General features: G+C 64.3%; 11 protein-coding genes. 6 read left to right on the forward strand and 5 right to left on the reverse strand.

Features of this window, described 5'->3' with window-relative positions; all coding sequences use genetic code 11:
• Nucleotides 1-38 precede the first annotated feature (38 nt).
• Entirely contained in the window at nt 39-1,151 is a 1,113-nt protein-coding gene (locus tag ACOGXH_RS09245) for a DUF1214 domain-containing protein (protein ID WP_419928819.1), read from the reverse strand.
• Nucleotides 1,152-1,261: 110 nt separating this feature from the next.
• On the opposite strand from ACOGXH_RS09245, the gene ACOGXH_RS09250 reads away from it, so the two are divergent.
• Entirely contained in the window at nt 1,262-2,782 is a 1,521-nt protein-coding gene (locus ACOGXH_RS09250) for a nitroreductase family deazaflavin-dependent oxidoreductase (protein WP_419930352.1), read from the forward strand.
• 38 nt (nt 2,783-2,820) lie between these two features.
• Here ACOGXH_RS09250 and ACOGXH_RS09255 read toward each other — a convergent pair whose 3' ends face one another.
• A complete protein-coding gene (locus ACOGXH_RS09255; RefSeq protein ID WP_419928820.1) occupies nt 2,821-4,110 on the reverse strand; it encodes a glutamine synthetase family protein in 1,290 nt (429 codons plus the stop codon).
• Nucleotides 4,097-6,406 carry a xanthine dehydrogenase family protein molybdopterin-binding subunit gene (locus tag ACOGXH_RS09260; protein ID WP_419928821.1) on the reverse strand — a complete coding sequence of 770 codons (2,310 nt, stop codon included), beginning with the start codon at nt 6,404-6,406 and terminating at the stop codon, nt 4,097-4,099. Before ACOGXH_RS09260 ends, ACOGXH_RS09255 begins: the two co-directional genes overlap by 14 nt.
• 84 nt (nt 6,407-6,490) lie before the next feature.
• Here ACOGXH_RS09260 and ACOGXH_RS09265 point away from each other — a divergent pair, with 84 nt between their 5' ends.
• From ACOGXH_RS09265 to ACOGXH_RS09285, 5 genes are all read left to right on the forward strand, one after another.
• Nucleotides 6,491-7,888 carry an amidohydrolase family protein gene (locus ACOGXH_RS09265; RefSeq protein WP_419928822.1) on the forward strand — a complete coding sequence of 466 codons (1,398 nt, stop codon included), beginning with the start codon at nt 6,491-6,493 and terminating at the stop codon, nt 7,886-7,888.
• A 105-nt stretch (nt 7,889-7,993) separates the two neighbouring features.
• Nucleotides 7,994-9,064, forward strand: a complete 1,071-nt coding sequence (locus ACOGXH_RS09270; RefSeq protein ID WP_419928823.1) for a BMP family protein — start codon at nt 7,994-7,996, stop codon at nt 9,062-9,064.
• A gap of 7 nt (nt 9,065-9,071) precedes the next feature.
• On the forward strand, nt 9,072-10,622 hold the full coding sequence (locus tag ACOGXH_RS09275; RefSeq protein ID WP_419928824.1) for an ABC transporter ATP-binding protein: 1,551 nt from the start codon (nt 9,072-9,074) through the stop codon (nt 10,620-10,622).
• Nucleotides 10,615-11,739, forward strand: a complete 1,125-nt coding sequence (locus ACOGXH_RS09280) for an ABC transporter permease (RefSeq protein ID WP_419928825.1) — start codon at nt 10,615-10,617, stop codon at nt 11,737-11,739. The genes ACOGXH_RS09275 and ACOGXH_RS09280 overlap by 8 nt, the downstream gene beginning before the upstream one ends.
• Nucleotides 11,736-12,671, forward strand: coding sequence for an ABC transporter permease (locus ACOGXH_RS09285; RefSeq protein ID WP_419928826.1), 936 nt, complete (start codon nt 11,736-11,738; stop codon nt 12,669-12,671). The genes ACOGXH_RS09280 and ACOGXH_RS09285 overlap by 4 nt, the downstream gene beginning before the upstream one ends.
• On the opposite strand, the gene add is transcribed toward ACOGXH_RS09285, so the two are convergent.
• Entirely contained in the window at nt 12,653-13,654 is a 1,002-nt protein-coding gene (gene add, locus ACOGXH_RS09290) for an adenosine deaminase (protein WP_419928827.1), read from the reverse strand. The genes ACOGXH_RS09285 and add overlap by 19 nt on opposite strands.
• Entirely contained in the window at nt 13,651-14,889 is a 1,239-nt protein-coding gene (locus ACOGXH_RS09295; RefSeq protein ID WP_419928828.1) for an acyl-CoA dehydrogenase family protein, read from the reverse strand. The genes add and ACOGXH_RS09295 overlap by 4 nt, the downstream gene beginning before the upstream one ends.
• Between the last annotated feature and the right edge of the window lie 23 nt (nt 14,890-14,912).

Consider the following 14,912-nt stretch of genomic DNA (forward strand, 5'->3'; position numbering starts at 1 on the left):
TCTGCCGGCCCAGTCGCGCACGCCAGCTGCGACGGTGGTCATACGTCGTCGACAGGTATCACTTGCGTCTCCAGCTGGCTGGGCTGTTCGGTGGGAAGCAGGTAGCGCCAGAACAGGGTGCCCGTGGGAGCGCCGGCGGTGTCCAGCCAGTTGGGGACGCCGGGGTCGCGATGAGCCAGGATCATGCGGAAAGAGCCATCTGGCTCAAGCACCGTTTGGCGTCGGTTGAGCGAGACTCGGCGGTCTCGGTAGGGCGGCGTCTGGATGAAGCGGTTGTTGAGCACCACGTTGGCGAAACGGCAATCCGGGAATCGGCCCCGAATCTCCAGCGCCTCGTCAGGCCCCAGTCGATAGCGGGTGGAGCGGTAAGCGTTGTCGGCCGCGGCATAGCCGATGGTCCGATTGCCCTCGTCGAGAGGAGGGTTGGTGAACCGGTTGGGCTCAGGAGAGCTCCACGACGGCATGTCTTCTCGGGGCCCGTCGGGCCATTCGACGGTCACACTGCGCAGAAACGTGATCACTCGCTGGAGACCTTGCGCGCAAGCCTCGTCATCGGGGATGGCCGGCGGTCCGGGATCGACCGTCGGCTCGATGGACAAGGGAATGTGCATATTCGGATCGGTGGCGGCGGGGCGATTCCACTCGAAATAGTGCCGGGTCGTGATGCTGCCTGACTCAGGAGTGAGCGCCAGCCAGTTGCCGGGCTGGGGGCTCTGGCTGAGCTGCAATTCGTAGCTTCCGTCAGAGTTGATCTCGATTTCATCGTCGTTGAGCGTGGCTCCCAGCTTGGCTGACATCGCACCCCCGGCGGTTCCCTGCTCCACCGTGAAAGAGGTGTATACCGCCCCGGCGAGGTTGCCCCGGACCACATAGTCGCGATCGGGATCGATCACGCTGCCGTAGTAGATGGCGTCGGGGTTGTCCCCCAGCAGTTTCTTGGTCGGCGAGAACCACCGATAGAACCACGGCCGAGCCGGATCAGCCTGCGACCAGAACTCCAGAGCGTGCTGCAAACTATTGAGGGCAAAGATCCGAGCCTCGGCCCGGTCATTGGCGGTCGGCATTCCCCTTGCCTCGCGCCACCAATCGCCTTCGATTTCCCCCATCAGGGCTACCAGCTCTTCCCACACCTGTCCTGATCGATCAGCCATCAGTTCCTCCCGTAACGCCAAGCTTCGAGAAGGCTACCCACCGTGGCCCCCAACAGACATAGTGGCTGGAAGCGCAAAGGTCGACACTAGGGTGGTCATTTGTGCGGGTGATGATGACGGGGGCAACTGGGTTCATCGGCGGTCACACCGCGGCCCGGGCCATTGCCGCGGGCCACGAAGTCTGTGCCCTGGTTAGGTCGCCCCAGAAGCTTGACGAGCTCCGCGTTGCCTTTGACCTGCCCGTTATCGACCACGTCGTGGGCGATATGACCGATCCTGATGCTGTAGAGGCAGCACTTGAGGGCGCTGATGCGGCCATCCACTGCGCTGCGGTCGTATCGCTCGACGCCCGTGGCAACGCCCAGGGGATCGAAAACAGCATCGCCGGGGCCCGACTTGTGCTTCATCAGGCTCACGCCCTCGACCTCGACCCGATCATCCACGTTTCCAGCGTGGCGGCCCTGTTCGACCCAGGAGCCGGATCTCTCACTGTCGACCACCCGCCTTCGTCAGCGGGATTCACCTACGGCCAGGCCAAGGCCGACGCGGAGATGGTGGCCCGGAAGCTTCAGGCTGATGGTGCCCCCATCGCGATCGTGTACCCCAGCGCGGTGATCGGCCCTCCGGCCGGTTCAGCCTTCGGCGAGGCCAGTGAAGACATGGCTCGCTTTACCGCTACCGGGATCCTTCCCACTCGCAGGGCCGCGGTGGCCATTTCCGATGTCCGCGACATGGCCTCGCTCATAGTGGCCCTGCTCGAACGAGGCCATGGGCCCCGTCGGATCATGTGCGGCGGCCATCTGGTCGACATGGATCTCTTCGCCACCATCTACCGCAACCTCACCGGTCGAAGGTTCCCCATGATGCCCTTGCCCCCGTCGGCACTCCGAGGGATAGGCCGCCTGGCCGATTCGATACGGCGGGTAGTGCCCATCAACCCAGCCATGAACAGATTCAGCATGAGCGTGCTCACCCAGTGGGAGGGGTCAGAAGACAGCGACCTCGCCGAATATGGGGTTCAGTTCCGCGATATCGAAGAGACGTTCGCCGACAGCCTGGCCGCTTGGCACACAGGTGGCCTCCTTTCCGACCGCCAAATCGGTAAAGCTCTCCCCGTGCCCGAACCCAGCGCCGCGCCCACTCCCCCAAAGGGTTTCCGTATGCCCGCTCGCGTGGTGCTCTCGCGGCCATTCCGCACTCTGGGCCCCCTGGTGGTCCCGCGAGTTCATCGAGCAATCAACCGCATCACCCGGGGCCGCACCCTGCTCGATTCCGCCGCCCAGCCCATGCTCATGCTCTATACAACGGGGGCCAAGACCGGTGAGACCCGAGAAACCCCGCTCGGCGCGGTCCCGCTCGAAGAGGGCCGCTTCCTAGTCGTGGGCAGCAACTTCGCCCGCGACCACCACCCGGCCTGGACCACCAACCTCCTCGCCAACCCTAAAGCCGAGATCGTGTACCGGGGCAAGAGAACGCCGGTGAGGGCTCGACTCCTCGCCGGTGCTGAGCGGGAAGCGAGATGGCAGACCGCGGTGGCCTGGTACCCGCTGTGGATTCAGTACGACGCAGTTACCGATCGCGAACTGCGCTTGTTCGTACTCGAACCCGACATCGATGGAGAGGACAGCTAGGCCGTTAGCCCACTTGGCATTGCCCTCGAGCTAACCCGCTAGTGGTAGGTCAGATACTCGTTGAGCTCCCAGTCGGTGACCGCTTGGGAGAATCGACGCCACTCTTCCCGCTTCATGGCCACGAAGTTGGCCACTAACTCGGAGCCGACAGCCTCGATCAAGGCATCGTCGGCCTCCAGCGCGTCCAGCGCCAAGCTCAAATTGGCAGGAGCGCAACGCTCGGTGTTGGCGGTCTCCAGTCCGTCGCCCTCCTCGCAGGGAGGCGGCGCAACCTCGTCTCTAATGCCGAGGAGCGTGGCCTGAAGCAGCGCCGCGGTGGCCACATAGGGGTTGGCCGCTCCATCGGGCACTCGGCTTTCCAGACGGGTGCCCGCGCCTCGATCGCTGGGGACGCGAATCGCCGCAGCGCGGTGGTCGTAGCCCCAATTGGCCCAGTAGCCCGACAATTGCCCGGGGATGAGCCGCTTGTAGGCATTGACCGTGGGCGCGCACAGGGCGGTCACCGCCTCGTGGTGCTCAAGCATTCCCCCGATGCCTTGGCGGGCCATCTCAGAGAGCCCGTCTTCAGCTTGAGGATCACAGAAGAGGTGCTCGCCACCGTCGTCTTGGAAGCTGATGTTCACGTGTAGGCCGTTGCCGCCGCGGTCGCCGAATGGTCGACCAAGGAATGTCCACAAGAGCCCATGACGGGCGGCCATCTCGCGGCACAACAGCTTGAGCAAGAAGGTGTTGTCAATGGCCTCCAGCGGCTCCTTGTGCTCGATGGTGACCTCGAACTGAGGGGTGTCGTACTCGCTGGCTATGGTCTCCAGCCCGATCCCGGTGGATTCGGCTGCGGCCATGATCTCGTCCAGCAGCCCGACGGGGTCCACCAGCGGGCCGGTCCCGTAGCAATAGGAACCGGGGGTGTCCCACGGTTCCCAGCCTCCGTTTCCATCGGGCTGGAGCACATAGGCCTCGAGCTCGACACCAACTCGAGCCCGATACCCCGAAGCCTCAAGGTCGCTGACCGCCTTGGTCAAGGCATGGCGAGGCGAGATGGCGAGCGGTTCGCCACCTTGAAGCAGGTCAGCGATAACCACGCCGGTCCCCTCTTGCCAGCTGTCCCTGACCTGTTCGAGGTCGTAGACCGCCCGCATATCGCCCAGGCCATCGAGCACATCGGCGCCGGGTGCGGGAATCAACGCCCGGTCGTAGCCCACCCCGAAGATGGCAATGGAGTAGCTCACCGCGCCGTTGGCCGCCGCCATCGGGATGTACTTCCCACGGGCGAATCCGAACATGTCCGGGTAGAGCACCCGCAATCTGTCGTATTCAGGATTGGTCATGAAGCATCTCCCATATTCGATTCGGTGACAGCGGCGTGACGACGTTTGTCCAGTCCACCTCCGGCAGCGCAGCACAAACCGCATTCACCACCGCGGCGTACGCGCCGTTGGTACCCCCCTCCCCCATGCCCTTCATGCCACCGGGGGTGAAGGGACTGGGGATTTCCAAGTGCTCGATGCGGATGTCGGGCATTGTCGCGCTGTCCGGAACGTGGTAGTCAAGCAACGTCGAACATCTCGGCTGGCCCTGTTCGTCGTAAACAAACTCCTCGATGAGCGCAGCACCCAGACCCTGAGCGACGCCGCCTTGGATCTGTCCCTCGACGATGGTGGGGTTGACCATGGTGCCGCAGTCGCTCACCACCACATAGTCCTCGACCTCCACCTGCCCGGTGCCGACATCGACCGCCACCCGACACGCATGCGTGGCGTAGGAAAACGTCGGGCTGGCGGGATCGTAGGAGTGCGACGCAACAATCCCTGGCTCAGTACCCTCGGGAAGCCGAAACCCCTGCCAGGCCCGTTGAGCAACGTTGGGAATGCTCACTCCGACCTCGGTTCCGGCCACCCGAGCTTGCCCTTCCCCCAGCTCGATGTCCACCGGGCTAGCTTCCAGCATTTCAGCCGCGATGGTTCTGATCTTGTCTGCGGCCCGCCGTGAGGCCACTATCGCGGCTCCCCCGCCCACCGCGATTGACCGCGATGCCGCCGTCCCGTACGGGGAATAGGGCGTGGTGTCGGTGTCTCCGTGTACCAGCTCAATCGATTCCAACTCCACCCCCAACTCGTCGGCCACCAATTGCGGAATCGTCGTCTCCAGGCCCTGGCCATGGGGGGACACTCCAGTAGCCACCCGAACCGAGCCGTCGGGTTCAAGGCGGACGGTGGCAGTCTCGAATCCGCCGATACTGAGGCCTATGAACTCGTTCATAGTGCTCGGCCCGATCCCGGCCATCTGCACGTAGCTGCAATACCCCACGCCTCGGAGCCGTCCATCGTCAGCTGCCGCCGGGCCGTCTTCGATGAGCTGTTGGGCGCGCCGCAACGCCCTGGGGTAGTCGCCGTTGTCGTACTCGATCATGGTCCGGATCCGATAGGGCAGTTCCTCGGGACCGATCATGTTCTGGAGCCGCAGCTCCACGGGGTCGCGGCCCAATTCCGCGGCCACCAGGTCGACCACCCGTTCGCGGATGCATGCCGCCTGAGTCTGCCCGAAGCCGCGGTAGGCGCCAGTGGACATGGTGTTGGTGGCCACAACCCGGCCGACGCAGCGCACGGCGTCCCATCGGTACGGCCCGGGCACGACCCCGAATACGGTGAACAGTGGTCCACCCCCGAAGACCGCGAACCGTCCTCCGGCGTTCCGAAAGCTGTCGAGCCGCAGACCCCGCAGCGTTCCGTCATCGTCGAAGGCCACTTCCACATCGTGGATCTCGTCGCGGGCGTGGGTGGTGGCCAGTAGAGACTCCGATCGGTCTTCAACCCACTTCACAGGCCGCCCCAGGTCCAATGCCGCCGCGGCCACCATGACTTCGTCTTCGTACACGTGGTCCTTGAGACCGAAACCGCCCCCCACATCGGGGGCGACCACCCGCACCTGGCTCTGGTTCAATCCCAGCGACTCGCACAGCGAATCACGTACCGAGTGCGGGGTCTGCGTGGATGTATAGACGGTGAGCTTCCCCCGAGGCTCGGGCACTGCGACGATCCCACGACCCTCAAGAGCCAGCCCATGAACTCGGCCGATATGCAGCCTCAGGGACAATGTGCGGTCGGCAGCGGCAAACACCGCAGCGGTGTGATCCTCGCCGTCGCCGGCGTCGAAAGAGGCCAACACATTGGAGCTGGCCGCGGGATACAGCACAGGGGCATCGGCGGCCAGAGCCTGATCAATGGCCAGCACCGGATCTAGTTCTTCGATGTCGAGGCCTACCTGCTCAGCTTCATCCTCGGCCAAGTATCTCGATTCGGCGATGACCAATCCCATCGGCTGGCCCACGTATCGCAGCACCTTGTCGACCACCGGGGTGGACCGCTGCTGCTGACCGCCCAGAATCCAAAGGACGGGCAACTCACCGGGAATGAGCGAAGCCAGCCGATCAGGGCTGTACACCGTGGCCCGGCCATTGGCGGCACTGTCGAACCCGAGCAGGCGGCCATGGGCCACTGGACTGCGGACAATGGCGGCATGAACCATGCCCGGCACCACGATGTCGTCGATGTACCGGCCCGTGCCGCGCAGGAGATACTCGTCATTGCGCCGGGTCACTCGCTGACCGACAAACCGGTCCTTCATAGGTGTCGCGACACTAGCCAGCGTTGGTCGAGTCGATCAGCGGCGATTGCGCCGCCACAAGCCCAAAGGCGAGACTCGCAGAAGATGCCCGACACCTTGATCCGCAACATCAGCCATCTGGTTACCTTCGATGCCAACGACCGCGAGCTAGAGGGTGCAGACCTTCTGGTGTCCGGTTCGCGCGTTGCCGCGGTGGGCTATGGACTGGAGGTGGACGACTCCGCCGAGATCATCGACGGCCGCGGTCTGCTGGTGCTCCCCGGACTGATCAACGGCCACCAGCATCTCTATCAAGTGGGATTGCGCTCGTTCGTGGAACTCGAGCGCGCCCCCATACATCCCTGGCTGAGCGCGCTCCACGTGAAGACGCTCTATCTCTGGCGCCAGGGGCACTACACACCGGCCACGGTGGGCGCCGTGGCCCGGGCCGGCATGGTGGAGTCGTTGCTCGGCGGGGTCACTACCGTGGCCGACCAGCACTACGTGTATGTCGACGGCAAAACCGAGCCCTTCATCGAGGAGATGATCGAAGGCGCCCTGGAAACCGGCATCCGGTTGCACGCCGGGCGGGGTTCGATGACCAAGGGCAAAAGACACGGCGGCGTCGTGCCCGACATCGCCTGCCAGACGATCGATGAGGTGCTGCGCCACTCGCAAGCGCTCATCGACCAGTATCACGATCCTGACCCGCTGGCCCGGATTCGGATTGATCTGGCTCCTTGCGGCGTACACACCGACGAACCGGAGATGTACCGCGAGTTCGCCAGGCTGGCCGCCGACCACCCGGAGGTCGGACTGCACACCCATCTGTATGAGGTGATCGACACCGGATTCTGCACCGACACCTACGGCGTGACGCCATGGCATTTCCTGGTGGAGAACGGCTGGAACCACGACAAAGTGTGGCTGGCCCACATGGTTGACCCCCCTAATGAGGAGATCCCCGAGTTCGCCGGGGCCGGAGTCGGCATTGTGCATCTCATTGCGCCCGATCTGCGCATGGGCTGGGGGCTGGCGCCGCTGCGGAAATACCTCGATGCCGGATGCAAGGTGGGATTCGGCACCACCGGGTCTGCCTCCAACGACGGCTGCAACCAGTTGGGCGACGTCCGAGTGGCCGCGCTGGCCCACCGCGACATGCACGTATCACCGCAGAAGTGGCCGAGCGCCCGTGAACTCTTGGGGCTGGCCACTCGTGGCTCGGCGGCGTGCCTCGGGCGCCTTGAACTGGGGGTGATCGAGCCCGGGAAAGCGGCCGACATCGCCGCGTGGGACATGACCACCGTTGATCGCGTCGGGGTCCACGATGCGGTCATCGGCCTGGTGCTCGGCGGCCTCTCAGACCGGGCTTCGTTGGTGATGGTGGGCGGCGAGATCGTGGTCAGAGACGGGCATTGCACGACAGTGGACGAGACCGCCATCGCCGATGCCGCTCGGGACGCCTATCCCGTGCGTCCCACAGCGCACAGGCGACGCCGCTAACGACCCTCCCACTCAATCGACACCTGATCAGAGAAGGGCTAGTGTCGGATACTGTCAAGTGCGTGCGTTGTCGTATGACAATGCCGTAGAAGGAGGGGTATTTCCGTGACAAGGCGTTCTTCAATTCTGTTCAAATTCCTTGCTCTTTTGATGGTGTTTGGGCTGGTAGCCGCAGCGTGCGGCAACGACGACGACTCCGAAGACGATGGCGCTCTCAAGGTGGCGCTGCTTCTGCCGGGCGTCCGCAACGACAACTCGTTCAGCCAGGCGGCCTACGAGGGCCTGCGGGATGCCGTAGCCGAAGACGGCAACGTCGAGACTGAGGTCCTTGAGGAGATCATCGACCCGACCGACTCGCTACCGGCGCTCCGCGATTTCGCCAGCCAGGGATTCGACCTGATTCTAGGACACGGCATCGAGTACGTGGATCCGATCCAGCAGCTCTATGCCGAGTTCCCCGACGTTGCCTTCTCCATGACCGGCGGCGTCTTGGTTCCCGGTTCCGTTACGGCGGGCAACGTGGTGGACTGGCTATACAACGTTCAAGACATGGCCTATCCCAATGGCATTTTGGCCGCCAAGGCCGTTATCGGCGAGACCATCGGGATCGTCGGAGGGCCTGAGTTTGACTTCGTCAAGACCATGCACCAGTCGTTCCGCGACGCGGCCCTGTCGGTGAACCCCGATTTGAACTTCCTCGAAGGCTTTGCCGGTTCGTTCGTTGATGTCCAGGCCGCCGCCGAGGTAACCCAGCAGCTCATCGACCAAGGGGCGGACTTCATCTACTGCTCTGGAGATGGAATCTGCATCGGCGCGGCCCAGACCGCATCTGCTGCGGGAATCCCGCTTTCAGTCGGATTCGGATCCCAGGAACAGACCGCACCCGATGTCTATCTGGCGGCCACCGTCATTCGGATGAAGGATTTGTACCTGGACTTCTTCAACCAGGTCCGCACCGGTACGTTCGGCACGGCTGATGGTGAAGTGCACGCAGTGGGCGAAGAGGGATACGTCTTCTATCCGGGCGGCATTTTCAACGCCCAAGTAGAGGTGTTGCCGGTCAACATGGCGGCGACGGTCGACACCGCGGTAGGACTCGACGAGCTGCAAGCCGCGCTCGACGAGTTGGTCGCCTCTATCGAAGCCGGCGAATTCGCGATCCCGTTCCCCGGCTAGACCCTCGTTGAACTCAGAACCAGGCGCGGGCCCGGCCACCGGTACGCCCCTCTCGGTAAGGGGCATCTCCCGGCGGTTCGGGTCCGTCCAGGCGCTGGCCAACGTTGATTTCACGCTGGAATCAGGTGAGATCCACGCGCTGGTCGGCGAGAACGGAGCGGGCAAATCCACACTGGCCAAGATTGTCGCCGGATCGATCCGGTCTGACGCTGGCTCGATGAGCCTGTTCGGCCAGCCGTACCAGCCGTCATCGCGTAGAGAAGGAGCCGCCGCCGGCGTTGCCCACGTACGACAACAGCTATCGCTGGTCCGAGGACTCACCGTCGCCCAGAACCTTCAGCTCGGTCGACCGGGCGCCCCCGCGGTCTTCAACGCAGCTGCGGCCCGGGCCGAGGTCGAGCGGTGGTCCGATGAGTTCGCCCTCAGCGTTCCGGCGGAAACACTGGTCGACGACATGCCCCTGGCGGTGCGGCAGCAGGCAGAGATCCTCATCGCCGTGGCCTGGGGAGCGCGGCTGCTGATCCTCGACGAGCCCAGCTCCGCACTGGGGCCACTGGAGACCAGGGCCCTGATCACGTTGTGCCACCGACTCCGGGCCGAAGGCACTCCGATCCTCTACATCTCCCACCGATTGCCCGAACTAGCTGAGCTAGCCGACCGCCTGACGGTTCTTCGGGCCGGGAGGGTGGTGGTCGAGGGGGCCGATGTGCGGGCCGCCGATCTCCGCGAGGTCGCCACCCTGATGATCGGCGATGTCACTCTTTTGGAGGTCAATCGGCCGGAGATCGAGCGGGGATCGACTCGCTTGAGGGTGAGCGATCTCTCGGTCTCATCGACACAAGAGGTCGGCTGTCACGGTCTCGATTTCGAGGTGGCCGGTGGGGAGATTCTCGGGGTGGTCGGCATCGCCGGCAACGGCCAAGAGTCGCTGGCCAAGGCCCTTACCGGGCAGGTCAAACTATCGAGCGGCCATGTCCTGGTGGATGAGGTGGACATCTCTGGATCGGCCCGCGAGGCCATTGCCACCGGGGTCGCCCACCTGCATGAAGACCGCTCTACCGGACTGGCCGCAGCATTCTCAGTGGCCGATAACGCCACTGCCCGTTACGCGGGTAGCCGGAAGTTCACCCGGTTCGGCGTCAGATTGCCGGACAAAATCGCCCGCCACGCCCGGGAATTGGCCGAACGTTTCCAGGTCCGTCCTCCAGAACCAACAGCCAAGGCCAGCTCGCTATCGGGCGGGAACCAGCAGAAGTTGATGGCCGCTCGTGAGCTCGAGAAGAACCCCACGGTCCTAGTGGCCCATGGTCCGACGAAGGGACTCGACCCTGAGGCGGCCAAAGCCATGCGCGATCGCTGTTTCGCCGCCGCCCAGGCCGGTGGAGCCGTGGTTGTTATTTCCGCTGACCTCGACGAGGTGGCCGACCTGGCTCACCGAGTCATCGTGCTGTATCGGGGGGCGGTGACCGATGCGTTCCCCATCGAGGACATGACCTCCGAACGAGTGGGTGCAGCCATGGCGGGCTTGACCGAATCCGCGGGAGCGACCAGTGGCTGACATTGTCGCCGATGGCGAATTGGACGACGTAAGGCCCACCACTCCCGATGACGGCGAGCGCAGGCTCACCACCTCATTGTCTACCAGTGTCCTCGCCGTTCTGATTGCCCTGATCATCGGCGGGCTTATCCTGCTCATGTCCGGCGAGAACCCGCTGACCGCCTATTCCGCCATGGTCGACGGTGCGTTCGGGTCGAGCTTTGCCCTTGGTGAGACTCTGTCTCGGGCCGCTCCCCTGGCCATTGTCGGCTACGGGACTGCGGTTGCCCTTCGTGCCGGCCTGATCACCATCGGCGCGCAGGGCCAGGTTGTGGCCGGCGCCATTGGGGCGCTGTTGACCGCCCAGTTCTTCGAGAATGCGCCTTCGGCCGTCGCCATTCCCGCGGCCGCCCTTGGAGGCGCTCTGTTCGGCATGGCCTGGGTGTTGATTCCCGCTCTGCTGCGCGCCCGCTTCAACGTGAACGAGATCCTCTCCACCCTGCTGTTCACTGAGTTCGCCGCCCTGCTCATCGAGTACCTGTTGAACAACCCCCTCAAACCCCCCACTGCCATCACTCCGCAGTCGGAGCCCTATCCGAAGAACGGCATCCTCGGACTGGTGGTCGACGGCACCCGATTCCATTTCGGGGTCTTCGCTGCCTTCGTGATTGGAATCGCCTTTGTCTGGTGGGTGCGGTCAGACCGGGGGTTCAGCTACGACCTGTACGGCGAGAACCCCAGCCTGGCCCAGAGCCTGGGCATCTCCAGCAATCGCGTCATCATCAATTCGCTTCTCATCTCCGGGGCTACTGCCGGCCTCGTGGGTTGGATGCAGGCCGCGGGGCTGCTCCAGCGGGTCTACGTGCAGATTGCCTCTGATATCGGTTTCTTCGGCCTTGTCGTCGCCTTCCTCGGCGGTGCCACCGCGGGCGGCGTGCTGGTGGCCGCGCTGTTGTTTGGAGCCCTCCAATCCGGCGGTTTGGCCATGCAGTCCTCGGAGGGCATCCCGGCCTCGCTCTCCGACATCATCCAAGCGCTTCTCCTGCTCGGGTTCTCCATCCGCTATGCCCCCCAGATCATCCGCCTCACCCGCGGGGTCATGGCCAACTTCACGCTCATCGGGAAGAGACGGGCATGAGCCAACTGCTGGAAGCCACGTTCTGGAGCGCCACCGTGGCCGGCGGGCTGCGCTTGGCCACTCCATTGATCTACGCATCCATCGGCGAGACGTTCGCCCAGCGGGCTGGAGTGCTGAATCTGGGACTTGAGGGATACATGATCATCGGCGCGCTGACCTCCCTTTATGTCGCCGATCCGACCTCGGCCCCGCTTGGCTTCCTGGTGGGCGGGCTGGCCGGGATGGCGTTGGCCAGCCTCATGGTCTTGCTTTCCATTCGCCTCTTTGCCAACCAGGTTGTGGTCGGCTTCGGGCTGACCATCCTCGGCATAGGCACCACGGGATACATCTTCCACGAGACCACCGATGTCGGGGGAAGGGACCGCCAGGTTTCCCTTCCATCTGAGATCGACATCCCGCTACTGTCGGACATCCCCTGGCTCGGCGATGCCGTCTTCGGCCACAGCTGGTACACGTGGCTGTCTCTGGGCCTGGTGATCGTGGCTGGATTCGTCGCTTCCCGGACGATCTTCGGACTCCAAGTGAAGGCGGTTGGAGAGGACCCCGACGCCGCCGCAGCCAAGGGCGTCGACGTTTTGCGCATACGCACCCAGGCCACTCTGATCTCCGGATTCCTGGGCGGTCTGGGCGGGGCGGCGCTGATGCTGGGCAGCGTGGGCCGGTTCCAGCCGTACCTCACTGCGAACCGGGGGTTCATCGCCCTGATTGTGATCATCATGGCCAGTTGGAGCATCTGGGGGGCCGCGGTGGGCGCGTTTGTCTTCGGCTTCTTCGAGGCCTTGGGATTCAACCTCAACAACGTGTTCGTGGACGTGCCCATTGAAGGTCTCAACGCCATACCGTTCTTCGTGGCCCTGGTGATCCTCACCGTCAGCGCCCGGTGGGCCCGCATGCCACGAGGTTTGGGTCAGAACTACGTCCCCACGGTCTGATCAATCAGAGCTCTGAGCGCCTGCTTGTCGGCCTCCGAGCAGAATGTGGCGTCGACGGCCCGGTGTTGGGCAGCAACGAGATCACTCAATTTCCAGCCGAGGTGCTCGGCGGCCAGCGTGAGCTCGCTGCACAGCGAGATTCCCAGCGTCTCAGGGTCATCGGTGTTGATGGTGAAACGCACGCCCGCCGCGGCTAGCTCCCGAATCGGGTGGTCGTCCAGGCTCGAGTACAACAGGGTGCAGTTGGACGTCAGGCAGACGTTCAGCGTGATCCCCCGCTCCAAAACCATGCCCAACACCTCAAGATCCTCGATGCAGCGAACCCCGTGATCGATCCGGCTCACCCCCAACAGCTCGATGGCGTCGCGGACCCCTTCGGCTCCTGACGACTCCCCCGCGTGGGCGGTGCGCCCCAGGCCGATTCGGGCCGCGCCGGCGTAGGCAGGGGCGAAACGAGGACCAGTGCGACCGGCGGCGTCTTCGTTGCCGTCGATCGACAACCCGACGATCCGATCCAGCCCAGCACCCTCGATCCACTCCACCAGTTGGCGGGCTTCCTGTCCGGACTGCTGGCGAAGAATCGACGGGAGCAAGCGGAAGTCGCCCAACCCGTCGGCCTGGGCCCGATCGAACCCACGAGCACACGCAGCGAAGAGCTCTGCGGTGGTCAGGCCTGACCAGTGAGTGGGATTCACGATGACCTCGGCGTAGACGATGCCCTGGCCGTGGGCGTAGGTCGCAAAGTCGTAGGCCACTTGTTCGGCGGTGGGCTGGTCGCGGACCAGGCCGCAAACCCAATCGAGGGTTTCCAGGAAATCGGCCAGATTGTCCACCTCAAAAAGCCGGTCCACCGGCCGGGGTGGATCTTCGCCTGCCATGGCGGCTAGTTCGACCACTCGGGCCGGGCGAAACGTACCCTCAAGATGGACGTGCAGCTCGATTTTGGGGACGGCGCGGACTTGCTCCCCGCTGAGCGCGGTCATGTGTAGATGCCAGGGGGCGGATCCCAACCGGTGAGGACGTGCTTGCCGATCTCGGCGTGCTTCCACTCCACTGGATCGTGCAGAGAGAGCGTGCGGACGTTGCGCCACCACTGGTCGAAACCCAGTGGGCGCCGCACTGACCGGGTGCCCATGAGCCCGTATATGCCCTGCGCTGCGGCCAGCCCGGCCCGGTCGGCCGCTGAGCGGGCGGCATAGATGGGAATGGCCAGATCGGTGCGGCTCACCTCGCCTCGCTCGAAGGCCTCGATCAACTGCCCACAACGCATGGTCAGCTCGTGGGCGGCAGCGAGGTCGGCGACCAGCTCTCCTGTCGTTCGCTGCACCATGGGATCGTCGGCCGCATTGTCCACCTCGGCGGAGGGCCACGGACGACTGTGCTCGTTGACGAACGGCACCGCGGCCTGAAGCGCACCAATGCCGATGCCCACGTTCACCGCCGCGAAACCGGCCTCGAACCGGACCCCGGAATGGGGCAAGGGTGCCCGTCCGGGAATGCTGGCATTCCACTCCGGGCCCACATGGACGTTCTCAAAGCTGATGGATCCCGAGTCGGTGGCCCGCTGGCCCAGGGTGTCCCAGTCACGATGGACTGTCATCCCCGGTGTGTCCTTGGCCACCAGGTTCAATTGGAGCGCGAAGAACGGATTCTCAGGGGTGAACCGCTCGGGGTTGACGCCCCATACCGCCACGTAATCGGCCTCTGCCGAGCCAGTGGTGTAGATCTTCTGGCCATTGATCACATGACTGCCGTCTTCTTGCTCCAAGGCCACCGTGGTGAACGGATCGGCCACCGTCCGACCCGCCTCGGCCACCGCCAGGCCCAACATGGCGTTCTCCTCCAGAACCAACGATGCCAACCGGGGCTTCAAGTCATCAGAGCAGTAGCTGAATATCTCCCGCACCAGCTCGTCGTGCACTTTGTAGACCTGAGCTACCGATGAGTCGGCAACGGCCAGCCGCACCTGAGCGTGCAAGCTGGCGGTGTGCGAGGCGCCGATGCCGCCGAACTCCTCCGGAACAGCGAGCCCCAGGATTCCACAGCCCTTGAGGGCCTCTACGGCGCGGGTGGGATACCGGCCCTCGTCGTCGTGCTCGGGGGCGAGTGGCGCCACCACCTCGGCAATCACCTCGTCAAGTGTCGCCAGAGCGCTCTCCTCGTCAGCATCGAGCACCGGAGGTGCAACCGCCGAACCCAACAGCCGTGCCAATGTCATGGTTTCCTCCTCGGTTTCACTTC

Origin of the sequence: Candidatus Poriferisocius sp., from assembly GCF_965208355.1 — a bacterium.
GTDB lineage: Bacteria > Actinomycetota > Acidimicrobiia > Acidimicrobiales > Bin134 > Poriferisocius.

Bases quoted from the DNA above. Each gene is read 5' to 3' on its own strand.
- ACOGXH_RS09245 (WP_419928819.1), bottom strand. From the start codon at position 1,151: ATGGCTGATCGATCAGGACAGGTGTGGGAAGAGCTGGTAGCCCTGATG.
- ACOGXH_RS09250 (WP_419930352.1), top strand. From the start codon at position 1,262: ATGATGACGGGGGCAACTGGGTTCATCGGCGGTCACACCGCGGCCCGG.
- ACOGXH_RS09255 (WP_419928820.1), bottom strand. From the start codon at position 4,110: ATGACCAATCCTGAATACGACAGATTGCGGGTGCTCTACCCGGACATG.
- ACOGXH_RS09260 (WP_419928821.1), bottom strand. From the start codon at position 6,406: ATGAAGGACCGGTTTGTCGGTCAGCGAGTGACCCGGCGCAATGACGAG.
- ACOGXH_RS09265 (WP_419928822.1), top strand. From the start codon at position 6,491: ATGCCCGACACCTTGATCCGCAACATCAGCCATCTGGTTACCTTCGAT.
- ACOGXH_RS09285 (WP_419928826.1), top strand. From the start codon at position 11,736: ATGAGCCAACTGCTGGAAGCCACGTTCTGGAGCGCCACCGTGGCCGGC.
- add (WP_419928827.1), bottom strand. From the start codon at position 13,654: ATGACCGCGCTCAGCGGGGAGCAAGTCCGCGCCGTCCCCAAAATCGAG.
- ACOGXH_RS09295 (WP_419928828.1), bottom strand. From the start codon at position 14,889: ATGACATTGGCACGGCTGTTGGGTTCGGCGGTTGCACCTCCGGTGCTC.